General features: G+C 64.0%; 26 protein-coding genes. 18 read left to right on the top strand and 8 right to left on the bottom strand.

Going from position 1 to position 22,855, the window contains the following annotated elements:
- Positions 1 to 114 precede the first annotated feature (114 nt).
- Positions 115 to 1,242: a site-specific DNA-methyltransferase gene (locus K3M67_RS04025; RefSeq protein WP_066856026.1), complete on the bottom strand. Its 1,128-nt coding sequence runs from the start codon at positions 1,240 to 1,242 to the stop codon at positions 115 to 117.
- Between the two features lie 291 nt (positions 1,243 to 1,533).
- Between K3M67_RS04025 and K3M67_RS04020 the strand changes: the two genes are divergently transcribed.
- A complete protein-coding gene (locus tag K3M67_RS04020) occupies positions 1,534 to 1,869 on the top strand; it encodes an ArsR/SmtB family transcription factor (RefSeq protein ID WP_066856029.1) in 336 nt (111 codons plus the stop codon).
- 63 nt (positions 1,870 to 1,932) lie between these two features.
- Here K3M67_RS04020 and fabG read toward each other — a convergent pair whose 3' ends face one another.
- A complete protein-coding gene (gene fabG / locus K3M67_RS04015) occupies positions 1,933 to 2,673 on the bottom strand; it encodes a 3-oxoacyl-[acyl-carrier-protein] reductase (protein ID WP_066856032.1) in 741 nt (246 codons plus the stop codon).
- Between the two features lie 18 nt (positions 2,674 to 2,691).
- Positions 2,692 to 3,627 (bottom strand): ACP S-malonyltransferase, encoded by a 936-nt coding sequence (gene fabD, locus K3M67_RS04010; protein WP_066856291.1) that lies wholly within the window; start codon positions 3,625 to 3,627, stop codon positions 2,692 to 2,694.
- 160 nt (positions 3,628 to 3,787) lie between these two features.
- Between fabD and K3M67_RS04005 the strand changes: the two genes are divergently transcribed.
- The 7 genes from K3M67_RS04005 (at position 3,788) to K3M67_RS03975 (ending at position 10,131) form a co-directional block, all read left to right on the top strand.
- Positions 3,788 to 5,260: an efflux transporter outer membrane subunit gene (locus K3M67_RS04005; protein ID WP_198162815.1), complete on the top strand. Its 1,473-nt coding sequence runs from the start codon at positions 3,788 to 3,790 to the stop codon at positions 5,258 to 5,260.
- Positions 5,250 to 6,779 (top strand): efflux RND transporter periplasmic adaptor subunit, encoded by a 1,530-nt coding sequence (locus tag K3M67_RS04000; RefSeq protein ID WP_285832346.1) that lies wholly within the window; start codon positions 5,250 to 5,252, stop codon positions 6,777 to 6,779. Before K3M67_RS04005 ends, K3M67_RS04000 begins: the two co-directional genes overlap by 11 nt.
- 5 nt (positions 6,780 to 6,784) lie before the next feature.
- Positions 6,785 to 7,498 (top strand): ABC transporter ATP-binding protein, encoded by a 714-nt coding sequence (locus tag K3M67_RS03995; protein WP_285832345.1) that lies wholly within the window; start codon positions 6,785 to 6,787, stop codon positions 7,496 to 7,498.
- A complete protein-coding gene (locus K3M67_RS03990; protein WP_066856041.1) occupies positions 7,498 to 8,703 on the top strand; it encodes an ABC transporter permease in 1,206 nt (401 codons plus the stop codon). Before K3M67_RS03995 ends, K3M67_RS03990 begins: the two co-directional genes overlap by 1 nt.
- A 112-nt stretch (positions 8,704 to 8,815) precedes the next feature.
- Complete coding sequence (locus K3M67_RS03985) at positions 8,816 to 8,980, top strand: hypothetical protein (RefSeq protein ID WP_198162808.1); 165 nt, start codon at positions 8,816 to 8,818, stop codon at positions 8,978 to 8,980.
- A gap of 204 nt (positions 8,981 to 9,184) precedes the next feature.
- Positions 9,185 to 9,562: an RcnB family protein gene (locus K3M67_RS03980; RefSeq protein WP_285832344.1), complete on the top strand. Its 378-nt coding sequence runs from the start codon at positions 9,185 to 9,187 to the stop codon at positions 9,560 to 9,562.
- A gap of 149 nt (positions 9,563 to 9,711) precedes the next feature.
- A complete protein-coding gene (locus tag K3M67_RS03975; RefSeq protein WP_285832343.1) occupies positions 9,712 to 10,131 on the top strand; it encodes a BLUF domain-containing protein in 420 nt (139 codons plus the stop codon).
- On the opposite strand, the gene K3M67_RS03970 is transcribed toward K3M67_RS03975, so the two are convergent.
- On the bottom strand, positions 10,110 to 11,510 hold the full coding sequence (locus K3M67_RS03970; protein ID WP_285832342.1) for a GntP family permease: 1,401 nt from the start codon (positions 11,508 to 11,510) through the stop codon (positions 10,110 to 10,112). The genes K3M67_RS03975 and K3M67_RS03970 overlap by 22 nt on opposite strands.
- 256 nt (positions 11,511 to 11,766) lie before the next feature.
- Here K3M67_RS03970 and rpsF point away from each other — a divergent pair, with 256 nt between their 5' ends.
- The 9 genes from rpsF to K3M67_RS03925 all read left to right on the top strand — a co-directional run bounded on the left by rpsF (position 11,767) and on the right by K3M67_RS03925 (position 17,875).
- Complete coding sequence (gene rpsF / locus K3M67_RS03965; RefSeq protein ID WP_066856054.1) at positions 11,767 to 12,189, top strand: 30S ribosomal protein S6; 423 nt, start codon at positions 11,767 to 11,769, stop codon at positions 12,187 to 12,189.
- A gap of 13 nt (positions 12,190 to 12,202) precedes the next feature.
- Complete coding sequence (gene rpsR / locus K3M67_RS03960; RefSeq protein ID WP_004212076.1) at positions 12,203 to 12,427, top strand: 30S ribosomal protein S18; 225 nt, start codon at positions 12,203 to 12,205, stop codon at positions 12,425 to 12,427.
- Positions 12,428 to 12,440: 13 nt separating this feature from the next.
- The gene (gene rplI, locus K3M67_RS03955) at positions 12,441 to 13,037 is read left to right on the top strand and encodes a 50S ribosomal protein L9 (RefSeq protein ID WP_285832341.1); all 597 of its coding nucleotides are present in this window, start codon (positions 12,441 to 12,443) and stop codon (positions 13,035 to 13,037) included.
- A gap of 196 nt (positions 13,038 to 13,233) precedes the next feature.
- On the top strand, positions 13,234 to 14,301 hold the full coding sequence (locus tag K3M67_RS03950; RefSeq protein ID WP_285832340.1) for an extracellular catalytic domain type 1 short-chain-length polyhydroxyalkanoate depolymerase: 1,068 nt from the start codon (positions 13,234 to 13,236) through the stop codon (positions 14,299 to 14,301).
- A gap of 129 nt (positions 14,302 to 14,430) precedes the next feature.
- Complete coding sequence (locus K3M67_RS03945; protein WP_285832887.1) at positions 14,431 to 14,763, top strand: hypothetical protein; 333 nt, start codon at positions 14,431 to 14,433, stop codon at positions 14,761 to 14,763.
- Entirely contained in the window at positions 14,760 to 14,993 is a 234-nt protein-coding gene (locus tag K3M67_RS03940) for a hypothetical protein (RefSeq protein ID WP_285832339.1), read from the top strand. Before K3M67_RS03945 ends, K3M67_RS03940 begins: the two co-directional genes overlap by 4 nt.
- Positions 14,994 to 15,096: 103 nt before the next feature.
- Positions 15,097 to 16,026: a DUF808 domain-containing protein gene (locus tag K3M67_RS03935; RefSeq protein WP_066856069.1), complete on the top strand. Its 930-nt coding sequence runs from the start codon at positions 15,097 to 15,099 to the stop codon at positions 16,024 to 16,026.
- A 126-nt stretch (positions 16,027 to 16,152) separates the two neighbouring features.
- The gene (locus K3M67_RS03930; protein WP_066856300.1) at positions 16,153 to 17,463 is read left to right on the top strand and encodes an MATE family efflux transporter; all 1,311 of its coding nucleotides are present in this window, start codon (positions 16,153 to 16,155) and stop codon (positions 17,461 to 17,463) included.
- Between the two features lie 91 nt (positions 17,464 to 17,554).
- Positions 17,555 to 17,875 (top strand): WYL domain-containing protein, encoded by a 321-nt coding sequence (locus tag K3M67_RS03925; RefSeq protein ID WP_066856072.1) that lies wholly within the window; start codon positions 17,555 to 17,557, stop codon positions 17,873 to 17,875.
- A gap of 44 nt (positions 17,876 to 17,919) precedes the next feature.
- On the opposite strand, the gene K3M67_RS03920 is transcribed toward K3M67_RS03925, so the two are convergent.
- From K3M67_RS03920 to K3M67_RS03905, 4 genes are read right to left on the bottom strand one after another with little or no spacing between them, the layout of a single operon-like run.
- Positions 17,920 to 18,690, bottom strand: a complete 771-nt coding sequence (locus K3M67_RS03920; RefSeq protein ID WP_066856075.1) for an ABC transporter permease — start codon at positions 18,688 to 18,690, stop codon at positions 17,920 to 17,922.
- Positions 18,687 to 19,619, bottom strand: a complete 933-nt coding sequence (locus K3M67_RS03915) for an ABC transporter ATP-binding protein (RefSeq protein WP_285832338.1) — start codon at positions 19,617 to 19,619, stop codon at positions 18,687 to 18,689. Before K3M67_RS03915 ends, K3M67_RS03920 begins: the two co-directional genes overlap by 4 nt.
- A 59-nt stretch (positions 19,620 to 19,678) precedes the next feature.
- Positions 19,679 to 20,308: a class I SAM-dependent methyltransferase gene (locus K3M67_RS03910; RefSeq protein WP_066856081.1), complete on the bottom strand. Its 630-nt coding sequence runs from the start codon at positions 20,306 to 20,308 to the stop codon at positions 19,679 to 19,681.
- A 38-nt stretch (positions 20,309 to 20,346) separates the two neighbouring features.
- Positions 20,347 to 21,249, bottom strand: a complete 903-nt coding sequence (locus tag K3M67_RS03905; RefSeq protein WP_066856084.1) for a LysR family transcriptional regulator — start codon at positions 21,247 to 21,249, stop codon at positions 20,347 to 20,349.
- Positions 21,250 to 21,355: 106 nt separating this feature from the next.
- Between K3M67_RS03905 and K3M67_RS03900 the strand changes: the two genes are divergently transcribed.
- The gene (locus tag K3M67_RS03900) at positions 21,356 to 22,855 is read left to right on the top strand and encodes a CoA-acylating methylmalonate-semialdehyde dehydrogenase (protein ID WP_285832337.1); all 1,500 of its coding nucleotides are present in this window, start codon (positions 21,356 to 21,358) and stop codon (positions 22,853 to 22,855) included.

Here is a 22,855-nt window from a genome sequence, read left to right as displayed (position 1 = left end):
TCCGTTCGCCCTGAGCCTGTCGAACCGAAGGTCGGCGAAGCCAACGGCTTTTCTTTCAAAAAGAAAGTGCTGGGCTTCGACAGGCTCAGCCCGAACGGAGTTAGGCCTTCTTAATCAGGGTTCGTTGGCGAGCAGATAAGTCTGGCGCAGTGCGTCGATGGGTTTGAGGCCTGATTCCGCTTCATAATGCCAGAAGGTCCAGCCGTTGCAGCTGGGCGCACCCTGCAATGTGGCGCCCATCTTGTGGATGGAGCCGGTGTCCGTTCCCACGGCGAGCGATCCGTCAGCGCGCACCTGCGCCTGCCAGCGGCGCTTGGCGTCGGTCAGGATCGCGCCAGGCTTGAGATAGCCGGTCTCGACCAAGGTGCCGAAGGCGACCTTGGGCTGGCTCTTGGCGCTCTGCATGATGGTGAGCGCGGATTCGTCCAGCGGCAGCGCGTCGGCAATGCGCTCCAGCGCGACCTCGATATAGCTTTCCTCGCGCTCGATGCCGATCCACTTGCGGCCGAGGCGCTTGGCGACCGCGCCGGTCGTTCCGGTGCCGAAGAAGGGATCGAGCACCACGTCGCCCGGCTTGGTGCAGGACAGCATCACGCGATAGAGCAGCGATTCCGGCTTCTGGGTCGGATGCGCCTTGGTGCCGTTGCGCTTCAACCGCTCCTGCCCGCTACAGATCGGCAGCACCCAGTCGGAGCGCATCTGCAACTCGTCGTTTAGCGTCTTCATCGCCTTGTAGTTGAACGTATATTTGGCGTCCTCGCCCTGACTGGCCCAGATCAGCGTCTCATGCGCGTTGGTGAAGCGCGTGCCCTTGAAATTGGGCATCGGATTAGCCTTGCGCCAGATGATGTCGTTGAGGATCCAGAAGCCTTCATCCTGCAACGCCGCGCCGACGCGGAAGATATTGTGATAGCTGCCAATAACCCAGATCGTGCCGTTCGGCTTCAGGATGCGGCGTGCCTCCCGCATCCACGCCTTGGTGAAGCGGTCATAGGCGCCCAGCGTGTCGAACTTGTCCCAGTCATTGTCGACTGCATCAACGCGCCCGCCTTCGGGCCGGAACAGGTCGCCACCTAGTTGGAGATTATAGGGCGGGTCCGCAAAGATCATGTCGATGCAATTGTCAGGCAACGAGGCCATCTGCGCGATGCAGTCGCCACGCAGCAGGCGATCGGCCTCGATCTCGACCGATTCGATCACCTTCTTCCGCCGCGGCGATGCGACGCGTGTCATGACACCCATAAATGCTGAACCCCCTTCTATCTTGAGACGCACCGATGAGTCCTCCGGAGTCCGCCGTCAAGTGTAGGGGACTCGCGGATTCAAGGCGAGTCGCAAGGCGCGAAAGCGAGAACGAAAGGAGGACCCACAAGATGTTGAGTCAGGCGAGTGCGCGCGGACTCAAGATGACGCGGTGTAACTCAAAAGACTCAGCCCTCTGGAGTGGCTGACTTTTTTTGGTTAACGATGCTGCAAGGCGTTCCAGCGCAGCAAGGCTTGCCCCACTCATAACCATCTGGTTATGACGTAACCATGACCGAAATATTGCAAGATGAGCGCGGATCCAGCATCGACGCGCAGTTCAAGGCCTTGTCGGACGGCACGCGCCGCGCCCTGCTGGAATATCTCGTGCGTGAAGGCGAACAAAGCGTCCATGCCCTGACGGCAGTGGCGGGCGTATCCCAACCCATGGTGTCCCGCCACCTGGGCAAGCTCAAGCGAGCGAAGCTCGTGACAGCCCGCCGGGCGGGCCGCGAAACCTATTATTCCGCACGGTCCAAGGGGCTGGCGCCGGTGGTGCAATGGATGGCGGTCTACGGCGCGCTCTGGTCGCAGCGCTTCACCGCTCTGGAGGGAATGGAGGCATAGCCCCGCCTTCCAGGCGCTTCGAGCGAGTCCGTAAGTCCCTCCGGACCCGCTCGAAGCGAGGGATCAGATCATCGCCATGCCGCCATTGACGTGAAGCGTCTGACCGGTGACGTAGCCGGCCTCGCGGCTCGCCAGATAGACGACCGCCGCGCCGATATCGTCACCGTCGCCCAGGTCGCCGGCCGGGATCTTCGCCAGGATCGCACCCTTCTGCGCATCATTGAGCGCATCGGTCATGGCCGAGCGGATGAAGCCGGGCGCGACGCAGTTGACGGTGATGCCGCGGCTCGCCAGTTCCTGGCCCAGCGATTTGGACATGCCGATGATGCCCGCCTTCGACGCGCAATAATTGGCCTGGCCGGGATTGCCGGTCACGCCGACCACCGACGTGATGGAGATGATGCGGCCGAAACGCGCCTTCATCATCGGCTTGGCGGCGGCGCGGACGAGGCGGAAGGCGGCTTCCAGATTGACCTGGATGACCTGGCTCCATTCCTCATCCTTCATGCGAAGGATCAGGTTGTCTCGCGTGATGCCGGCATTGTTGACGAGGATGTCGATCTTGCCGCCCAGCGCTTCCACCGCCTGCGGCACCAGCGCATCGACCGAGGCCGGGTCGGACAGGTTGCAGACGATCGTCTTGTGGTCGCCGCCCAGATCGGCCGCGAAAGCCTTGAGCTTGTCCTCATTGCTGCCCGACAGGGCGAGCCTCGCGCCGCGCGCTGCAAGTGCCTTGGCGATCGACGAACCGATGCCACCCGAGGCGCCGGTCACCAGCGCGGTCATTCCTGTGAGGTCGAACATATTATATTCCTTATCCAGTCAGAACGCCGCCAGCGCGGCCTCGATATCGTCCATCGTCACGATGCTGCGGACGGTGGCGTCGGGCGCGATGCGCTTGATCATCGGGCCAAGCACCTTGCCGCCGACTTCGACGAATTCGGTGACACCCGCATCCCACATCGCCGCGACCGATTCACGCCAACGCACGCGCCCCGTCACCTGCTCGACCAGACGCATCTTGATCTCTTCGGGATCGGCGATCGGCGCGGCGAGGACGTTGGCATAGACCGGCAACAGCGGCGCGCTGATGGCGGCCTTGGCCAGAGCCTCCTCCATCGCTTGGGCAGCGGGCTGCATCAGCGGACAGTGGAAGGGCGCGGACACCGGCAGCAGGACGCCGCGCTTGATGCCATGGTCCTTGACCAGCGCTACCGCGCGCTCAATCGCGCCGCGATGGCCGGAAATCACGACCTGCGAGGGATCGTTGTCATTCGCGACGGTGCAGACTTCGCCTTCGGCTGCGGCGTCGGCCAGTGCCTGCGCCTTTTCGATGTCGGCACCGAGCAGCGCCGCCATCGCACCCTCGCCCACCGGCACGGCGGCCTGCATCGCCTGGCCACGCAGTTTCAGAAGGCGTGCGGTGGTGCCGATGTCGAACGCATCGACAGCGCAGAGTGCGCTATATTCGCCCAGACTGTGCCCGGCGACATAATCGCCCTTGTCGGCCAGCGAGAAGCCGGCTTCCTTCTGCATTACCCGCAAGGTCGCGATGGCATTGGCCATGATCGCCGGCTGAGCGTTTTCAGTCAGGGTCAGGTCGCTTTCCGGCCCTTCTACCATGAGGCGGAACAAATTTTGCGACAGGGCGTCATCGACCTCCTGAAACAGCTCCCTTGCCGCCGGGCTGGCGTCGGCCAGCACCCTGCCCATGCCCACCGACTGGCTGCCCTGCCCCGGAAAAACAAATGCCCGCATCATCAACTCCCAGCCAAAGCGCCCGGCCAAAAAGCGCTGAAATCCAAAACCGTTACACTTTGAGACATAAATGTCATTGAGACGTACATATCCCTGCGGCAGGCAGGGCATGGACGTCCGCCGTCCCGTATGGGGGCGGCGCGTGGCGGCCCCTTTAACGATGACGGAGTGCAAGGAAAAGGTGCGATATCGCATAACCTGGATCAGCGGGACGGCCCTGATGCTGTCCGCCTGCGCCGCCGGACCCGATTATCGCGCTCCGCAGACGGCCGCGCTGGGGGTGCCCGCCGCCTATAGCCAAGGCGATGGCGCGGCGTTGAACGACGCAGATCTCGCCCGATGGTGGACGCGCCTGAATGATCCTACGCTCAGCAGCCTGATCGACCGCGCGATCACCGGCAATCTGGATATAGTGCAGGCGCAGGCGCGCCTCCGCCAAGCGCGCGAAAACCTGCGCCAGGCCAATGCCAGCTTCCTGCCACAGGTCAGCGGATCAGCCAGCGGCGGCAAGAATTATCGCAGCCAGGCTGGCGGCACGCGTACCGACAGCAGTGGCAACGTCATCAGCCTGGGTTCCAGCAACTGGTCCAGCAGCTATTCGGTCGGCGCCAATGCCAGCTGGCAGATCGATCTGTTCGGCGAACTGTCTCGCACGGCGGAGGCGGCGCGCGCCGACCTCAGCGCGTCGGGCTACGACCTGGCCGCCGTGCGGATGACGATCATATCCGAACTCGTCACCAATTATGTGCAGGTGCGGCTCGCGCAGGAGCAGTTGAAGGTCGCGCGGGAGACGCAGGCGATCCAGCAGAATAATTACAGCATCGCCAACTGGCGGTTACAAGCCGGCCTCGTCTCCTCACTGGACGAGCAGCAGGCCAGGGCGCAACTGGCCCAGACCAGCGCCAGCATCCCGCAACTGGAAGCGAGCCTGACGAGCAGCCTCAACCGCATCGCCGTGCTGACCGGCCAAGCGCCGGGCGAAGCGACCCGCGCGCTGCAAGCCCCTGCCCCGATCCCCATCGCGTCGACCGACATCGCGACCGGCATACCCGCCGACACGCTACGCCAGCGGCCGGACGTGCGCGGGGCCGAGCGCGCGCTGGCCGCCGCGACCGCGCAGATCGGCGTGGCGCAGGCGCAGCTGTACCCGTCGCTCGGCATCAGCGGCAACATCGGCACCACGTCCAACGCTTTCAGCGACCTGTTCAGCCTGATTACCGGCGGCGTCTTCGCCAACGTGGCGCAGACCATATTTGATGGCGGCCGCCTCGCTTCGCAGGTCCGCTCGCAAAAGGCGGCGACCGACGCCGCCTTCGCCGCCTACAAGCAAAGCGTCCTCACTGCGCTGGAGGATGTCGAGAATGCCATGGCTTCCCTGTCGAGCGCCCGCGCGCGCAAGACCGCCTTTGCCACCGCCCTCGAAGCTTCGAACAATGCCGCAATCCTGGCGCGCAGCCAGTATCAGGCCGGGCTGACCGACTTCCAGACGCTGTTGACCAGCGAATCCACCCTTTTGAACGCGCGCAACAGCCTTGCTTCCGCGCAATCCGATGAGATCCTCGCCATCGCCCAGCTCTACAACGCGCTGGGCGGCGGCTGGCAGAGCATGGAAAACCGCCCCAATGAGCAATGACGTGACCAAGGATCAGGATCTGGACGAGTTTCTGGGCGCCAAGCCGCAGAAGCCGTGGCGCAAATGGGCAGTCCGGGGCGGCGTCGCCGCGCTGTTGTTGATCGTCATCCTGCTGCTCGCCTGGCGCTTTTCCGGCGACGACCAGCCCGATTATGCGACGCGCGAGGTGCGCAAGGGTGACCTGACCGTCACCGTTTCCGCCACCGGCAACCTCAAGCCGATCAACCAGGTCGATGTCGGTTCCGAACAGTCGGGCAAGATCACGCAGGTGTTCGTCGACGTGAACGACCGGGTCACGCGCGGCCAGCGGCTGGCCGAACTCGACACCCGCCGGCTGGTCGACACGGTGAACCAGAACCGGGCGCAGGTCGCGTCGAGCCAGGCGAGCGTCGCGCAGGCGCAGGCGCAGGTCGCTCTGGCGAAGGCGACGCTCGACCGGCAGGAAAATGTCTTCAGGCTGTCGGGCGGCCGCGTGCCGGCGAAAACCGAACTGGATTCGGCCCGCGCCGACTATCAGGGCGCGATCGCCAATCTGCGATCGGCGCAGGCGCAGGTGAACGTGTCGCGCGCGCAACTGTCGACCGCACAGACCAACCTGTCGATCGCGCAGATCGTGTCGCCCGTAAACGGCGTGGTGCTATCCCGCGACATCGAGCCGGGCCAGACCGTCGCGGCGTCGCTCAACGCACCCGTACTCTTCACACTGGCAGAAGATCTCACCCAGATGGAAGTCGAGGTGTCGGTGGACGAAGCCGATGTCGGACAGGTAAAGGAAGGCCAGACCGCCAATTTCGCCGTCGATGCCTTCCCCGGCCGCACCTTCCCCGCGAAGGTCACACGGGTCAATGTCGGGTCGAATGCATCGAGCAGCAGTTCCTCCTCCTCGTCCAGCACCACCACGACCAGCACCAGCGGCACCGTGGTCGCCTACACGGCCGTGCTGTCGGTCGACAACAAGGACGAAACGCTGCGCCCCGGCATGACCGCGACAGCCGACATCGTGACGCAGGAACTGAATGACGTGCTGCTCGTCCCGAACAGCGCGCTGCGCTTCAAGCCGAGTAGCCAAGCACAAGGCGGCGGCATCACCAGCGTGCTGCCCGGCCCCGGCCGGATGCGACGGGGCGGCGCCAACCGCCAGGTCAGCTTCGGCGCGGGCAGCAGCCAGACTGTCTATGTCTTGGGCGAGGACGGCAAACCCAAGGCGGTACAGGTGATCGTGGGCGCCAGCGACGGATCGCGCACAGTCATCACCGGCGGCGACCTGAAAGCCGGTGCGCGCGTCATCACGGGCCAGCTTGCCAAAGGCCAGCAGGCGCCGGCAGAAGACCAGAATGGCGACACGAAAAACCGTCAGGACGCGCGCGATCGGCAGCGCAACCCTTCGGCGGACGGCACGCCTGCGAGCGTCGGAAAGCTGGGCAATTCGGGCGACGCCGCGACCGCACCGGCCGCGCCGCTACAAGGCCAGGCTGCTCCGTCAAAGACGCGCGGCACCGGCCGTCCGAGCGGAACCTGAGCCTCATGGCCTCCATCCTTTCTGACGATCCGATCATCTCCCTGCGCGGCGTGACCAAAGTCTATGGCGAGGGCCCAACGGCCTTCCAGGCGCTGAAGGGCATCGACCTCGATATCGCGCAGGGCGATTTCGTCGCCGTGATGGGGCCCTCAGGCTCGGGCAAATCGACGACGATGAACATTCTCGGCTGCCTCGACGTGCCGTCTGGCGGAGAGTTTCTGTTCAAGGGCCGCCATGTCGAGACCCTGGACCGCGACCAGCGCGCGCTGCTGCGCCGCCGCTACCTCGGCTTCGTGTTCCAGGGCTTCAACCTGCTGTCGCGCACCACGGCGTTGGAGAATGTCGAGTTGCCCCTTCTCTATCGCGGCGAAGACAAGCAGGCACGTTACGACATGGGCATGGCGGCGCTCGACAAGGTGGGCTTGCGCGACTGGTGGGATCATACGCCCGCCGAGTTGTCAGGCGGCCAGCAGCAGCGCGTCGCCATAGCCCGCGCCATCGTGACCCAGCCCGACGTGTTGCTGGCGGACGAGCCAACCGGCAACCTCGATTCGGAGCGCTCGATCGAGATCATGGAATTGCTGACCGACCTCAACCGCAACAGCGGCATCACCGTCCTGATGGTGACGCACGAACCGGACATGGCGGCCTTTGCGCGCACCATCGTCCATTTCAAGGACGGCCATGTCGAACGGGTCGAGGAAAGGTCGAAGGCGTAATGCTAGGCACCACCATCATCCTCGCATTTCGCGCGATCAACCGGCACAAGCTACGCAGTTTCCTGACCACGCTGGGTATCATCATCGGCGTGGCCGCGGTCGTGACCATGGTGACGCTGGGCAATGGCGCGACGGCGGCCGTGCGCGAACAGATCAGCTCGCTGGGTGCAAATGTCCTCCAGCTGCGTCCCGGACAGGGCTTCGGCCGCGGTGGCGGTGGTCCGCGCCCGCCCGACTTCAAGCCGGGCGACCTGGCCGCGATCGAGAACCAGCTGACGGGCGTGCGCGCTGTCGCGCCGGTGGTGCAGTCGAGCGGCACCGCCATCTATGAAGGGAATAACTGGTCGACCACAGTCTATGGCACGACGTCCGCCTATTCCGAGGTGCAGCAGTGGAAGGTGGCGGACGGACGCCTCTTCCTCCCTGATGAAGAAGAAGCCGGGAAATCCGTCTGCATCATCGGCAATACGGTCCGCACCAACCTGTTCCAGGGTGCCGAGCCGACGGGAAAGCGGATGCGGATCAAAGGCGTCAGTTGCCAAGTCGTGGGTGTGCTGGCGACGCGTGGCCAGGGCGGCTTCGGCGACCAGGACGATGTCGTCGTCATGCCGATCAAGTTCGTCCAGCGGCGCTTCACCGGCGACCGCGACATCAGCCAGATCATGGTCGCTGTCGACGACGCCTATGATACCAGCACCGTCCAGGCCAGTCTGGAAGAGCTGATGCGCGAACGGCGCAAGATCAAGGCGGGCGATCAGGATAATTTCAACGTCTTCGACACCAAGCAGATCAGCGACACGCTGACCGGCACCACCACCATATTGACCCAGATCGTCGGCGCGGTGGCGGCGATCTCTCTGCTGGTCGGCGGCATCGGCATCATGAACATCATGCTGGTGTCGGTGACCGAGCGCACGCGGGAAATCGGCATCCGTCTCGCCATCGGCGCTGTCGCGCGCGAAGTTCTGATGCAGTTTCTGGTCGAGGCGATCGTTCTGTCGTGCCTTGGCGGGCTGATCGGCCTGTTCCTGGCGCTGATCGCGTCCCTCGCCATCGCACCACTGATGCAGGTGCCGTTTCTGTTCGACGTGAAGGTCAACCTGATCGCTTTCCTCTTCTCGGCGGCTATCGGCGTGGTGTTCGGCTATTTCCCGGCGCGGCGCGCGGCGGCGCTCAACCCGATCGACGCGCTGCGGCACGAATAGGCAGGATCGTTACACTTTCGTACATTCCCCGCCGTTCAAGGCATATTCATGCGACATTCCGCGCGCATCTTCCTTTCCACGGCGCAACAGGGCGTCGTGGAAAGGTACATTCATGAAGACCATCGTTCTCAGCCTCGCTGGCAGCGCCCTGATCCTGGGCCTCAGCCTCTCTCCCTTCGCTACTTCCGCCAGCGCACGCACCATCAGGACGGGAGCCGGACTGCCCCTGCTCGCGCGGGCCGAAGTGATCGCCACGCCCTTGCCCGATTGCCGATGATCGGCCCGACCCTGGCCCACTTCCCTTACCCCGGAGATGCCCCTTCGGGGCTTTCTGTTGAGAGAAGCCATCCGGTCGGGAATCGGGTCTCGTTACATTTTCTGACAAACTATGTCCGCCACTGACACATTCACGCGACAAGACTCTCCTAACTCTGTCTTCGACGCCACGGAATGGCGCCCGAAACAAGGCAAAGGAGCAAATATGTTCAGGAAGATCATCATGGCCCTGGCCACCACCACCCTGGTCGCCAGCCCCCTCGTCACCGCCCAGGCGCAGGCCGCCCCGGAGCATCGCCAGGAAACCAGCCGCACCGTCATCAAGCAGAAGCCCAATGGCCGCACCGTCGTGAAGCAGCAGACCGTCGTCCGCAAGGCGACCCCGGCGCCGCGTCGCTGGGCCAAGGGTCAGCGCTTCGACCGGCGCTATGCCACCAATTATCGGGTCGTGAACAATTATCGCGACTATCGCCTGTCCGCCCCGCCGCGCGGCTATCAGTGGGTCCGCTCCGGCAATGACGCCGTGTTGATCGCGATCACCAGCGGTCTGATCGGCGCCGTCGTCGGCAGCGCCATCCGCTGAACCTGGATACTTCGCGGAGCCGGAACGTCGCACGATGCCCCAGGGGATTCCCCCCCCTGGGGCATTTTTATGATCAAGGTTAAAAACCGGATCTTAAATGATGGAAGGCCATAGGGACGATGCCGGGGGGCACGCATTCGGGAACCTTCATGTCTTTTTACCAGATCATGTATATCAGCAGTGCCAGCGGCACAGTGACCCCTTCTCAATGTGCGACCATCGCCAGACTGGCGGCCGCTAGCAACCGTTCGGTCGATGTCACGGGACTGTTGCTGTTCAACGGCAAGCGCTTTCTTCAGGTCCTGGAAGGACCGAAGGCTGCAGTCGAGCGCATCTATGATCGCATCATGCAAGACGATCGCCACTGCGCCATGGTCAAGCTGCGTGAAATGACCATCGAGGCCCGGGAATTCGGTGAATGGGGAATGGTCTATGACGACTCGGCCAATCCCACCGCGAGCCTGAAGGACAAGGTCGTCGCGCTTCTCGACAGAGCCGGTCCCTCAACCCGCGCGGATTTCATCGGTTCAGCCGGAATGTATCGGGATCAGACCCAGCCTGTCATATAAAAGACGGCGATCACTATGAATACGGTCAGCGTCTTGATGATCGTCAGGGCGAAGATGTCCTTATAGGCCTGTCGATGAGTGAGGCCCGTCACCGCCAGCAGCGTGATGACGGCGCCATTATGCGGCAGGCTGTCCATCCCGCCCGACGCCATTGACGCAACGCGGTGCAGCACCTCGCGCGGGATGCCCGCAGCATCGCCCGCCGCCACGAACTGTTCCGCCATCGCGGCAAGCGCGATCGACAACCCGCCCGACGCCGATCCGGTGATGCCGGCCAGCGAGGTGACAGTGATCGCTTCATTAAGCAGGGGGTTAGGGATCGCGCGCAGCGCTTCCTTGACGAGGAGGAAGCCTGGCAGCGCCGCGATTACCGCGCCGAACCCATATTCCACTGCCGTGTTCATCCCCGCCAGCAGCGCCCCGTCAACCGCCGCCTTCGACCCTTCGGCAAAGCGCCTGGACACCGTCCGGAACGCAAAGAGCAGAATTGTGCCGATCCCCAGCAGCAGCGCCCCCTCGACCGCCCAGAGCGCAGAGACCTGCGCCAGCTTGACCGCCACCGGTTCGACCATGCCCGGCAGCGACAGCGTAACCTCCTCCCTCGTCAGCCAGCGCGGGATGGCCAGCGTCAGCAGAAGATTGCCCACGCCAACGACGATCAGCGGCAGCAGCGCGACCAGCGGATGGACGGGCGCGCCGTCGTTCACCGTCTCCGGTTCGTTGACCAGCGTTTCGGGCGCGCCATAGCCCTCGCCCGTCGCCATCAGGCTGCGTCGCCGCCACGCCAGATAGGTCAGCCCAGCCGCCATGATGCAAGCCGAACCGATCAGGCCCAGTACCGGCGCCGCCCAGGCGGTGGTGCCGAAGAAGCTGGTCGGAATGATATTCTGGATCTGCGGCGTGCCCGGCAGCGCGTCCATGGTGAAGGTCAGCGCACCAAGGCCTATGGTCGCCGGCACCAGTCGCTTGGGGATGTCGGCGCGGCGGAACATCTCGGCCGCGAAGGGATAGACGGCGAACACGGCGACGAAGACCGACACGCCGCCGTAGGTCAACAGCGCGGTCACGATCATGATCGCCGGGATTGCCCGGCTGGCGCCGATGAAGCCGATCACCGCGATCACGATCGCGCGGGAAAAGCCGGAAATCTCCACCAGCTTGCCGAACAGCGCGCCCAGCAGGAATACCGGGAAATAGAGCTTCAGGAAACTCGCGACCCTTTCCATGAACAGGCCGGAAAAGGCGGCGGGCACGGCGGTCGGGTCGGTCAGGAACACCGCCAGCATGGCGAGCAGCGGCGCCATGACGATGACGCTCATGCCGCGATAGGCGGCGATCATCAGCAATATCAGCGACAGGGCGGCGATCGCTACGGCCATGAACTCTCCTAGACTATTTTCTATCGCCCGATTTAAGAAGAAAAACAGGGCTGCGACAAGCAGGGGCCGCGCGGCATTATTGCCCGCCCGCGACGCACCGATGCGGCCTTGCTTTCCTCACGCTTTTCCGCCATAGGCGCGCCTTCGCATCGGCTCCGGGGTGACTCGGCGTCACCGCGAGGCATTGAGACGACAGCCGGAGGGGCGTTCCACATGGGGTGGACGTCAGCGATCGGCCAACAGATGAGGCTTACCCATGGCTCTTTACGAGCATGTGTTCCTTGCGCGCCAGGATCTGGCACAGGCGCAGGTGGACGCCCTGGCGGAAACCGCCACCAAGATCGTCGAGGAAAATGAAGGCAAGGTGACCAAGGTCGAGACCTGGGGCCTGCGTTCGCTCGCGTACAAGATCGCCAAGAACCGCAAGGCTCACTATGTGATGCTGAACATCGATGCCCCGGCCGGCGTCGTTGCGGAACTGGAGCGCCAGACCCAGATCAACGAAGACATCATCCGCTACATGACCGTCAAGGTCGACGAGCTGGAAGCTGGCCCTTCGGTCATGATGCGCAAGCAGGAGCGCGCCGAGCGTGGTCCGCGCGGCGATCGCGGTGACCGTGGCCCGCGCGAAGATCGTGGCCCGCGCCGCGAGCGCGAAGAAGCCGCTGCTGGCGAATAAGGAGATCTGAAACATGGCACGCCCGTTTTTCCGCCGCCGCAAGAGCTGCCCCTTCGCCGCCAAGGATGCGCCGAAGATCGATTACAAGGACGTCCGTCTGCTCCAGGGCTTCGTGTCCGAGCGCGGCAAGATCGTCCCCAGCCGCATCACGGCTGTGTCCGCCAAGAAGCAGCGTGAACTGGCCCAGGCCATCAAGCGCGCCCGTCACCTGGGCCTGCTGCCCTACATCGTGAAGTAAGGGAGAAAGACCCATGGAAATCATTCTCCTCGAACGCATCGAGAAGCTGGGCGCCATCGGCGACGTCGTGACCGTCAAGGACGGTTACGCGCGCAACTATCTGCTGCCCAACAAGAAGGCGCTGCGCTCCAACAACGCCAACAAGAAGGTCTTCGAGGCCAACCGCGCGAAGATCGAAGCCGACAACGCCGCTCGCCGCTCGGATGCCGAAAAGGCTGCCGAAGGCGTCAACGGCAAGCAGATCGTCCTGATCCGCCAGTCGTCGAACGCCGGCCACCTTTATGGTTCGGTCGCCGTCCGTGACGTCGTCGAAGCGCTTCACGCCGAAGGCATCACCAACGTCACCAAGGCGATGGTCGTGCTGGAACGCCCGATCAAGACCCTGGGCGTCTTCGACGTCAAGGTTGCGCTGCACCCGGAAGTCGCCGTCACCATCACGGTGAACGTCGCCCGCTCGCCTGAGGAAGCCGAGTTGCAGTCGCAGGGCGTCGACGTGATGGCCGACCTGTTCGAAAAGGACGAGGCGGGCTTCACCGAAGACTATGACCCGAATGCGGAACCCGGTGAAATCGCCGCCGTGACCGAAGAAGCCCCGGCCGAAGACGCCTGAGCTTCCTGAACGGAACCGACAGGAAAGCCGCCCCTCTCAGGGCGGCTTTTTTGTTGGGTGGCGGTTTGCGAGAAGGCGCACGTCATCTCGACAAAGAAATGCTGCATCGCAGGATCATTGCGACGCGCGACCCGTTATCCTGTTCTGGCGCGCCGCATGGTGCGGCCCACCGGCCGATCGCCAGCAGGGGGTTTCGATGAAAAATCCGTTCACTTCCGCGCTCAAGGCGGCGCGACTGATCAGCAAGGGCCGCACCATGTCGGCCGCGCTCGTCATGCAGCGCGCGCTGATGCCACCCATCCAGCCAGCAAAACGATCAGCCCCGCGCAAGGCCGCGACGGCAAAAGCCGCAAGAGCGCCAGTGCGGCGCCCGCCTGCGCGCCCCTTGCCCGGCAGCTTTATCGACGGTGTCCTCGACAGCAAGCACGGATCGCTCCGTTACAAGCTCTACACCCCCAGAGGATCAACCCGCCGTCGCCTCCCGATCGTCGTGATGCTGCACGGTTGTTCTCAGTCGGCCGGCGATTTTGCGGCGGGAACACGGATGAACAGCCTTGCCGACGAACTGGGCGTCATCATCCTGTATCCCGAGCAATCCGCGTCGGCCAATGTTGGCCGCTGCTGGAACTGGCACAGGCCGGATAACCAGGTGCGGGGTCGCGGCGAACCAGCCATGATCGCCGGCTTGACCCGTCATGCGATCGCGCTGTGCCGGGCCGACCCGTCGCGCGTCTACATAGCGGGGATTTCTGCGGGCGGAGTGGCGGCGGCGATCATCGGTCAGGCCTATTCCAATCTCTTCGTGGCCGTCGGAGTGCATTCGGGCTTGGCCTGCGGAGCGGTCGATAGCCTCGGCAGTGCTCTGGCCGCGATGCGGGGCCGGGCGCCATTGATCCGGGCCGCGCGTGAGGTGCGGCCCCGGCCGACCATCGTCTTCCATGGCGATTGCGACAAGGTCGTGCATCCCTCCAACGCGGACAGCTTTCGCGCACAGCTCGAAAGATCGACCCTCGGTCCCATCGTCAGCCGCACGCGCCAGGGTCAATCCGCAGGCGGACGCGCTTTCACCCGGACGGAGCATCGCACTGCGCGAGGCGACGTCATGCTGGAAAGCTGGACCATCCATGGCAGCGGCCATGCCTGGTCAGGCGGCGCGCGCTCCGGTTCCTATACGGATCCGGCTGGGCCGGATGCTTCGCGGGAAATGCTACGATTTTTCCTGGCGCACAGACGCAGGCCAGCGACCGGCGACGCCAGCCGCTAAATATTGCCGGAATTCCTGGCGCGTCCAAGCGGGACCGCTAAATACCCGCCGCGTGCGCTTGTCGACGAATTTCGATGCGATATCGTTATGATATGCGGAACGGCCGCCCCATCCGTGCGTTCGATACTCATGGAAAACCGATCCCTGATCGAACGTCTGGCGCGCCAACTCTCCGCCAACGACCCGTCCGACTGGCCAGCCAGGGTCCAGGATGCGGCCAGCATCCTCGCCCTTCTCAAGGAGCCGGATGACGCCATGCGCGAGGCGGGCGACGTCATGGTATGGGGCGCGATGATCGACGCGGCGCTCCGCACGCGCTGGAGCGTCGCGCCATCGGTCAGCCAGGAGGAGCCGGCCATCGGATCGGATGAGGAAGGCGAGATTCGCCTGACCCCGGACGCAGTCGGTAATGACCGCGCCGAGTGGATTCATCTTCATCAAGGGCAGGAGAAACCATCATGAAGGGGCTGCTGAAACTGGCCATCGTCACGGGCCTTGGCGCGATTGCGGTCAAGGGGTGGCGCGAATGGATGGGCGACGGACGGGTGCCGGACGATCGAGGGCCGGTCGGTTCGTCCGGCATCGTGCGCGATGCGGGACCGCAGCACGGGATAACGGCCCAGGAATGGGACAAGGTCGACGAACAGTCCGATGAGAGCTTCCCGGCCAGCGATCCGCCGGGCAATTACTGACACTGCTTCGCGCTCTTCACCCGCATTGCCCCGACGCTGTGCCCTCTCTATGAGACGGGCGCAGGGACGGCGCCGCCGCCTGCAACAGGGGGAATGAACGACTATGCCTTCGGGTCTGATTGCGCTGCTCGACGACGTGGCGGGCATTGCCAAGCTGGCCGCGACATCGCTGGACGATGTCGCCGGGGCCGCTGGCAAGGCCGGGTCGAAGGCTGCCGGTGTCGTGATCGACGATGCTGCCGTGACGCCCAAATATGTCATGGGCCTGACCCCCGACCGCGAATTGCCGATCATCTGGAAGATCGCCAAGGGATCGCTGCGCAACAAGCTGGTGTTTCTACTGCCTGCGGCGCTGCTGCTGTCCGCCTTCGCTCCCTGGCTGTTACCGCCGCTGCTGATGCTGGGCGGCGCCTTCCTCTGTTTCGAGGCGGTGGAAAAGCTGCTGGAAGCGATTCAGGGTGGACATGATCTGGCGGAAGAGGCGCTCGAGACCCACAGTTCGGTCGATCTGGAAAATCAGAAGGTGTCAGGCGCGATCCGCACCGACTTCATCCTGTCGGGAGAGATCATGGCGATCGCTCTCGGCACGGTCGCGACCGAACCGGTGTGGGAACAGGCGATCATTCTTGTCGTGGTTGCCCTGCTTATCACGGCCGGCGTCTATGGCGTGGTCGGCCTGATCGTGAAGATGGACGACATCGGTCTGCACCTGACCGAACGTGACAATGCCGGATCGAAGGCGCTGGGCCGTGGCCTCGTCAAGGCGATGCCGGTCCTCATGTCAATTCTAGGCGTGGTCGGCACGGCGGCAATGCTATGGGTCGGTGGCGGCCTCATCGTCCATGGCCTGCACGAATTCCACGTCGACGCCATTCCCGGCACGATCCACCATCTGGCCGAAGGCGCCGCGGGAGCAATTCCGGCAATCGGGGGCTTCCTGGACTGGCTGGTAAATGCCCTCGGCGGCGCGATCGTCGGGCTGATAGTGGGCGGGATCATCGTCGGCGCCCTGCACCTTTTCAAGAAACATTGAGGCAAATAGGGCAAGGCTGGCGAGTCTGATCGCCGGCGCAGCACCATTTCTGACGGGACCATCGACGTGACCCACCCCTCCCCCTGGCGGATCGAGGCCGGCGCGCTGATCGCGCTGGCGCTGCCGATGATCGCGGGCAATATCGCCTGGTCGGCGATCGCCGCGACCGATCTGTTGCTGCTCGGTCGCCGGGGTGCGGAGAGCGTGGCGGCGGGTGCGCTCGCCATCAATCTGTTCCACGCGTTGCTGATCTTCGGCATGGGCCTCGTCACCGCCGCCTCGCCGCTGATTGCAAGCGAACGCGGACGCCGCCGCCATAGCGTGCGCGACGTGCGCCGCACGGTCCACCAGACGTTGCGCGCTGCGGTCTTCTTCGTCCTGCCTGCCTGGGTCCTCTTGTGGGAATGCGAGACGATCCTGCTTGCCATGGGACAGCAGGCGGACCTGGCGCAGGGCGCAGGCCAGTTGATGCGCGGGCTGCAATGGGCGCTGCTCCCCTTCCTGTGCTTCACGACATTGCGCAATTTCATTGCCGCGCTGGAACGACCGGTCTGGGGGCTGCTCATCATGCTCGCCGCCATCCCCGTCAATGTCGTCATGGGGTGGGCCTTGATCTTCGGTCATCTGGGCCTGCCCGCACTCGGGCTGTTCGGCGCGGGACTGGCAAGCACCATCTCCTCCAGCTTCCTCTTCCTGGGGCTGCTGGCGGTCATCCTGGTAGACCGACGCTTCCGCCGCTACAGCCTGATGGGTCGCTTCTGGACTCGCGATCGCGAACGGCACCGGGAGGTCTGGGCGCTGGGCCTGCCCATCGCGATCACATTGGGATTCGAAACCACGGTGTTCAACGCCTCCGCCTTTCTCATGGGCCTCATAAGCCGCGATTCGCTCGCCGCCCATGCCGTCGCCATCCAGATTGCCGCCCTGGTCTTCATGGTGCCGATGGGCATCGGGCAGGCCGCGACGGTGCGTGTCGGCATCGCCTATGGCCGCAAGGATCGCGCTGCAATCGGGCGGGCCGGATGGCTGGCGCTGATGATCGGCACCGGCTTCGCCTGCTGTGCCGCCGCCCTGCTGATCCTGATGCCACGCAGCCTGGTGTCGGCCTTCCTTGACCTCACCGATCCCGCCAATGCCCAGACGGTGCGCCTTGCCGTCAGCTTCCTCGCCGTCGCCGCGCTGTTCCAGTTGGTCGATGCGGCGCAGGCGGTCGGCGCTGGCGTGCTGCGCGGGGTGCAGGACACCAAGGTGCCGATGATCTTCGCCCTCCTTGGATATTGGGTGGTCGGCATCGGTGTCGGCACGCTGCTCGCCTTCCCCTTCCGCATGGAGGGCGTCGGCATCTGGCTGGGTCTGGCGAGCGGCTTGGGCGCAGTGGCACTGCTGCTCATCACCCGCTGGAGCCTGCGCGAAAGGCTCGGGCTGCTGCCCGCCTGATCGTTTCGTCGCGGCGATTGCACGGCAGGAACATGGTGCAGCGCACAAAGCAATTGAAAGAATCGCAAAAATCGGTCAGGGAAAACCGATCATGCAAGCCCCGACCGAGATTTTTGAAGCGATCGCGCTCCAGAAGTGCCTGAAGGTGACCTACAACAAGATGGTGGTCACGCTCGCGCCGCACATCCTCTATACCCGTCATGACGAGATGTACATCGACGCGGTGACCACGGATCGCGACGGCCGCCCGCCCCGCGAACTGAAGCTCGGCACCTTCAAGCTGGCGGGATTGTCCGACCTCCAGGTTCTGGATGAGACGTTCGAGGCGATGTACGGCCTCTACAATGACGGCGACGACAAATATAAGGGCGTGACCCTGTTCGCCGTAGCCCCGGAAAGCCAGGCGGCCTAATCCGCCCCGAGGACGGGGCGCGACAAGCGCCCCGCCCCTACCCCTCACTTCTTCAGCCGATACCCTGTCCGGAACATCCAGCCGATGATGGCGAGACAGACCGCCAGCATCCCTGCGACGAAGATCAGGCTGAATTCGATTCCCACGTCGCCCCGGCCGAAGAAGGTCCAGCGGAAGCCCGAGATCAGATAGACGATCGGGTTGAACAGCGTGATGGTGCGCCAGGGTTCTCCCAGCATCTGGACCGAATAGAAAGCGCCGCCCAGAAAGGTCATCGGCATGATGAGCAGAAGCGGGATCACCTGCAACTGCTCGAAGCTCTGCGCCCATATGCCCAGGATGAAGCCGAACAGGCAGAAGCTGACCGCGATCAGCACCATGAAGGCGACCATGGCGAAGGGATGCGCCACCGGCACATCGACGAAGAGATGGGCGGTCAGGAATATGATGCTCCCCACGATCAGCGACTTGGTCGCCGCCGCGCCGACATAGGCGATGATCGTCTCGGTCGCCGATACGGGCGCGGAGAGCAGTTCATAGATGGTGCCGGTGAATTTGGGCATGTAGATGCCGAAACTGGCGTTGAAGATGCTTTCGGTGAACATCGACATCATAATGAGGCCGGGCACGATGAAGGCGGCATAGGGAATGCCGTCCACCTCCGTCATGCGCGACCCGATCGCGCCGCCGAACACGACGAAATAGAGCGAGGTGGTGATGACCGGCACGAGCAGTCCCGTCAGCAGCGTGCGGCGGAAGCGGTGCAGTTCGAAACGATAGATGGCTGCGATGGCGCGCAGATTCTGGAGGCTCATGCGGCCTTCTCCTGATGGACCAGACTGACGAAGATATCCTCCAGACTGCTCTGTCGCGTATTGAGATCCTTGTAGCCGATGCCGAGGTCGCCCATCCGGCGCAGCAGTGACGACACGCCCGTCCGTTCCGCCTGGGTATCAAACACATATTCGATCTCATGGCCATCGGCGCCCAGCGCCACGCCCCATTCCGCGAGTTCGGGCGGAACAACGCCGATCGGTTCGGCCAGCACCACGGTCAGCGTTTTCTTGCCCAGCTTCTTCATGAGGGCGGTCTTGTCCTCGACCAGCATCAGTTCACCCTGGTTGATGACACCCACCCGGTCGGCCATTTCCTCCGCCTCCTCGATATAGTGGGTGGTCAGGATGATGGTGACGCCGGTCTGGCGCAGCTCGCCGATCAGCGTCCACATGTCTCGGCGCAGTTCCACGTCGACGCCGGCGGTCGGCTCATCGAGAAACAGGACGCGCGGTTCGTGGCTCAGCGCCTTGGCGATCATCACCCGGCGCTTCATGCCGCCCGACAATTCCAGGATCTTGCTGTTGCGCTTGTCCCACAGCGACAGGTCGCGCAGCACCTTCTCGACATAGGCGTCATCGCGCGGCTTTCCGAACAGACCGCGACTGAAGTTCACAGTGTCGATGACGCGCTCGAACTGGTCGGTGGACAGTTCCTGCGGCACCAGTCCGATCGCCCCGCGCGCACCGCGATAGTCGCGCACGATGTCATGTCCGGCCACGATCACGCTGCCGCCGGTCGCCCGCGCAATGCCGCATATGATGGAGATCATGGTCGTCTTGCCCGCGCCGTTCGGCCCGAGCAGCGCGAAAATCTCGCCTTCCTCGATAGTCAGGTCGACGCCCTTGAGAGCTTCGAAGCCCGACGCATAGCGCTTCGTCAGGCCGTTGATTTCAATGATGGATGCCATGGATGGCTCTGCCCCTTTTGCGTTGCCGCAAAGATAGGAGGCAGATTGCGAAGCGCAACCTATTCGCCGCGCCGGAAGAAGCGGAAGACCGTGGCGGGCGGAAAGTTGCGTACCGTTTGCCCGGCACGGACGACGTCCAGGTCCAGCGCGTCCAATATGTCGCGGCTCACCGGAGGGCGCATCGAGTAGGTGAATTGCACGAAGCTGCCGCCCGGCCGCAACATGCGAAAGGATTCGGACAAAATGTCGGCGTGCATGTGACGGTCCATCGCCAGGAGCGGCAGGCCGCTGACCACCGTCTGATATTCGCCGGCCGCGCCCGCCGTCGCGGTGGACACGATCTGCGCCGGCGTTTCCAGAACCGATACATGCGGGAAATGACGGCGAAGGCCGCGCGCAAAGGCAGGGTTGATCTCCACCACCTCCAGCTTTTCGGGCGGAAGGCCGGTTTCCAGGATGGCGCGGGTAAATACCCCGGTGCCACCGCCCAGTTCGAGCACGCGGCCGTCCTGCGGATCAATCTGCGCGACCATCAAGCGAGCTAGATAGCGGCTCGACGGCACTACCGACGCGGTCTGTCGTGGCTTTTTCACCCAGGCGGCGAGAAAATCCAGATATTCGGTCGCGCGCGTGCGAAACTCGCCATTCGGCAGGGCGACCACCCGGCTGCGCTTGTGCTTATGCTGCATGGGCGAAATGCGACCGCTCTCTAACCATCACGACTCCCTTAGCGAGGTGAACGGGCCGCGTCGATTGGCTTTAACGTTTCAATACGTTCTTGCAGCCAGTCGGCGACCGCACCGATCCGCGCCAGCCGCCGCAGGTCGCCATGCATGACCAGCCAGAAGCTGCGGGTGATCTCCACTCGGTCGGCCATCAACGGCATCAGGCCAGGATCGCGACGACCGATGAAATCGGGCAGGACGCCGATCCCCGCGCCTTCCGCGATCATGCGTTGTTGCATGATGATGCTGGTCGACCGCAAATTGGCCTCCAGACCCGCCTCCACCTCGTCCAGATAGTCCAGTTCGGGGGAAAAGATGAATTCCGGCACATAGCCGATCAGTGCGTGGTCCCGCAGGTCGGCGGGCTTGCCGGGCCGTCCGACCCGCTCAAGATAGGCCGGCGAGGCATAGAGGTGCAGCCGATAATCGCCCAGCCGCCGCACCGTCAGCCGCCCGCGCTGAGGCCGCGCCAGCATCACCGCCATGTCGGCCTCCCGTTTCGAGGGATTGAGAAAACCCGATGCGGTGATGAGGTCCAGCCTGATCCCCGGATGTCGACGGTTGAAATCCCCCATGCCCGGTGCCAGCACCCAGGTACCGAAACCCTCCGCCACCGACAGCCGGACCTGTCCGCTGAGCTTGCGCTCCTGCCCGCTCATCTGCTCGACCGCCGCCAGCGCGGCGCTTTCGGCCGCCTCGGCATGACCCAGCAATTCCTGCCCACGCGCGGTCAGCAACCGTTCGCCCGCCCCGACCTCGAACAATTCGGTGTCGAGCGCCTTTTCCAGCCGTGCCAACCGCCGCGCGATCGTGGTCGCGTCGATCCCCAGCGCCCGCGCCGCCGGCGCGACCTTGCGCGCGCGGGCCACCGCCAGAAACACCCGCAAGTCGTCCCAATCGAACATGGCACCCCTGTGCTGCATTATTGCAGCGACATCATGCAATAGTCCCCTGTTGCTTGCAATATCGCAAGAACGCTACAAGAGGGCAACCTTAGGAGAGGATAGCCCGATGCGTGAGATTTCGCACAAGCTCGCTGTCGCTCATGCCGCCGCGCCGACGCGCTACAGCGACGTGTTCGATCCCAACAATGGCAGCGTCCAGGCGCGCGTAACACTCGGCGACGCGGCCTTGCTCGACGTTGCAGTGGCCGCGGCGAAGAAGGCACAGCCCGCCTGGGCGATGGTCAACCCGCAACGCCGCGCCCGCGTAATGTTCAACTTCAAGGCCCTGGTCGAGAAGAATATGGACGAACTGGCGCATCTGCTCAGCTCCGAACATGGCAAGGTGATCGCGGATTCGAAGGGTGACATCCAGCGCGGGCTGGAAGTCATCGAATTCTGCTGCGGCATCCCGCACGTTCTGAAGGGCGAATATACCCAAGGCGCCGGCCCCGGCATCGACGTCTACAGCTTCCGCCAGCCGATCGGCATCGGCGCGGGCATCACGCCCTTCAACTTTCCTGGCATGATCCCGCTCTGGATGTCGGGCGTCGCGATCGCGACGGGCAACGCCTTCATCCTCAAGCCCTCGGAACGCGACCCGTCGGTGCCCGTCAGGCTCGCCGAACTCTTCCTGGAGGCGGGCCTGCCCGAAGGCATCTTGCAGGTCGTGCAGGGCGACAAGGAAATGGTCGACGCCATCCTCGACCATCCGGATATCGGCGCGATCAGCTTCGTCGGATCGTCCGACATCGCCCATTATGTCTACAAGCGGGGCGTCGACAACGGCAAGCGCGTGCAGGCCATGGGCGGCGCCAAGAATCACGGCATCGTCATGCCCGATGCGGACCTCGACCAGGTGGTGAACGACCTCTCCGGCGCCGCCTTCGGATCGGCGGGCGAGCGCTGCATGGCGCTGCCCGTGGTGACTCCTGTCGGCGAGAAGACGGCCATCGCCCTGCGCGAGAAGCTGATCCCCGCGATCGAGTCGCTGCGCGTGGGCGTTTCGACCGATCCCGACGCCCATTATGGCCCCGTCGTCACCGCCGCGCACAAGGCGAAGATCGAAAGCTATATCCAGATGGGTGTGGACGAAGGCGCGGAACTGGTGGTCGACGGTCGCGGCTTCACGCTCCAGGGCCATGAGGACGGCTTTTTTGTCGGCCCGACCCTGTTCGATCATGTGACGCCGACCATGCGCTCCTATCAGGAGGAGATTTTCGGTCCCGTGCTCCAGATGGTGCGGGCGGAGAGCTTCGAGGAGGCGCTCGCATTGCCGAGCCAGCATCAATATGGCAACGGTGTCGCCATCTTCACGCGCAACGGCCACGCCGCCCGTGAATTTGCCGCCCGCGTCAATGTCGGCATGGTCGGCATCAACGTGCCGATCCCGGTACCAGTGGCCTATCACACGTTCGGCGGCTGGAAGCGCTCGGCCTTTGGGGACACCAACCAGCACGGAATGGAAGGCGTGAAGTTCTGGACCAAGGTCAAGACAATCACCCAGCGCTGGCCCGACGGGGGAGTGGGCGACGCAGCCAACGCTTTCGTCATTCCGACCATGGGGTAA

The organism is Sphingobium sp. V4, assembly GCF_029590555.1.
GTDB lineage: Bacteria > Pseudomonadota > Alphaproteobacteria > Sphingomonadales > Sphingomonadaceae > Sphingobium.
The sequence above is the reverse complement of the archived record's forward strand: the minus strand, read 5'-3'. Positions and strand labels throughout refer to the sequence as shown.

Bases quoted from the DNA above. Each gene is read 5' to 3' on its own strand.
- K3M67_RS04025 (WP_066856026.1), bottom strand. From the start codon at position 1,242: ATGGGTGTCATGACACGCGTCGCATCGCCGCGGCGGAAGAAGGTGATC.
- K3M67_RS04020 (WP_066856029.1), top strand. From the start codon at position 1,534: ATGACCGAAATATTGCAAGATGAGCGCGGATCCAGCATCGACGCGCAG.
- fabG (WP_066856032.1), bottom strand. From the start codon at position 2,673: ATGTTCGACCTCACAGGAATGACCGCGCTGGTGACCGGCGCCTCGGGT.
- fabD (WP_066856291.1), bottom strand. From the start codon at position 3,627: ATGCGGGCATTTGTTTTTCCGGGGCAGGGCAGCCAGTCGGTGGGCATG.
- K3M67_RS04005 (WP_198162815.1), top strand. From the start codon at position 3,788: ATGACGGAGTGCAAGGAAAAGGTGCGATATCGCATAACCTGGATCAGC.
- K3M67_RS04000 (WP_285832346.1), top strand. From the start codon at position 5,250: ATGAGCAATGACGTGACCAAGGATCAGGATCTGGACGAGTTTCTGGGC.
- K3M67_RS03995 (WP_285832345.1), top strand. From the start codon at position 6,785: ATGGCCTCCATCCTTTCTGACGATCCGATCATCTCCCTGCGCGGCGTG.
- K3M67_RS03990 (WP_066856041.1), top strand. From the start codon at position 7,498: ATGCTAGGCACCACCATCATCCTCGCATTTCGCGCGATCAACCGGCAC.
- K3M67_RS03985 (WP_198162808.1), top strand. From the start codon at position 8,816: ATGAAGACCATCGTTCTCAGCCTCGCTGGCAGCGCCCTGATCCTGGGC.
- K3M67_RS03980 (WP_285832344.1), top strand. From the start codon at position 9,185: ATGTTCAGGAAGATCATCATGGCCCTGGCCACCACCACCCTGGTCGCC.
- K3M67_RS03975 (WP_285832343.1), top strand. From the start codon at position 9,712: ATGTCTTTTTACCAGATCATGTATATCAGCAGTGCCAGCGGCACAGTG.
- K3M67_RS03970 (WP_285832342.1), bottom strand. From the start codon at position 11,510: ATGGCCGTAGCGATCGCCGCCCTGTCGCTGATATTGCTGATGATCGCC.
- rpsF (WP_066856054.1), top strand. From the start codon at position 11,767: ATGGCTCTTTACGAGCATGTGTTCCTTGCGCGCCAGGATCTGGCACAG.
- rpsR (WP_004212076.1), top strand. From the start codon at position 12,203: ATGGCACGCCCGTTTTTCCGCCGCCGCAAGAGCTGCCCCTTCGCCGCC.
- rplI (WP_285832341.1), top strand. From the start codon at position 12,441: ATGGAAATCATTCTCCTCGAACGCATCGAGAAGCTGGGCGCCATCGGC.
- K3M67_RS03950 (WP_285832340.1), top strand. From the start codon at position 13,234: ATGAAAAATCCGTTCACTTCCGCGCTCAAGGCGGCGCGACTGATCAGC.
- K3M67_RS03945 (WP_285832887.1), top strand. From the start codon at position 14,431: ATGGAAAACCGATCCCTGATCGAACGTCTGGCGCGCCAACTCTCCGCC.
- K3M67_RS03940 (WP_285832339.1), top strand. From the start codon at position 14,760: ATGAAGGGGCTGCTGAAACTGGCCATCGTCACGGGCCTTGGCGCGATT.
- K3M67_RS03935 (WP_066856069.1), top strand. From the start codon at position 15,097: ATGCCTTCGGGTCTGATTGCGCTGCTCGACGACGTGGCGGGCATTGCC.
- K3M67_RS03930 (WP_066856300.1), top strand. From the start codon at position 16,153: ATGATCGCGGGCAATATCGCCTGGTCGGCGATCGCCGCGACCGATCTG.
- K3M67_RS03925 (WP_066856072.1), top strand. From the start codon at position 17,555: ATGCAAGCCCCGACCGAGATTTTTGAAGCGATCGCGCTCCAGAAGTGC.
- K3M67_RS03920 (WP_066856075.1), bottom strand. From the start codon at position 18,690: ATGAGCCTCCAGAATCTGCGCGCCATCGCAGCCATCTATCGTTTCGAA.
- K3M67_RS03915 (WP_285832338.1), bottom strand. From the start codon at position 19,619: ATGGCATCCATCATTGAAATCAACGGCCTGACGAAGCGCTATGCGTCG.
- K3M67_RS03910 (WP_066856081.1), bottom strand. From the start codon at position 20,308: ATGCAGCATAAGCACAAGCGCAGCCGGGTGGTCGCCCTGCCGAATGGC.
- K3M67_RS03905 (WP_066856084.1), bottom strand. From the start codon at position 21,249: ATGTTCGATTGGGACGACTTGCGGGTGTTTCTGGCGGTGGCCCGCGCG.
- K3M67_RS03900 (WP_285832337.1), top strand. From the start codon at position 21,356: ATGCGTGAGATTTCGCACAAGCTCGCTGTCGCTCATGCCGCCGCGCCG.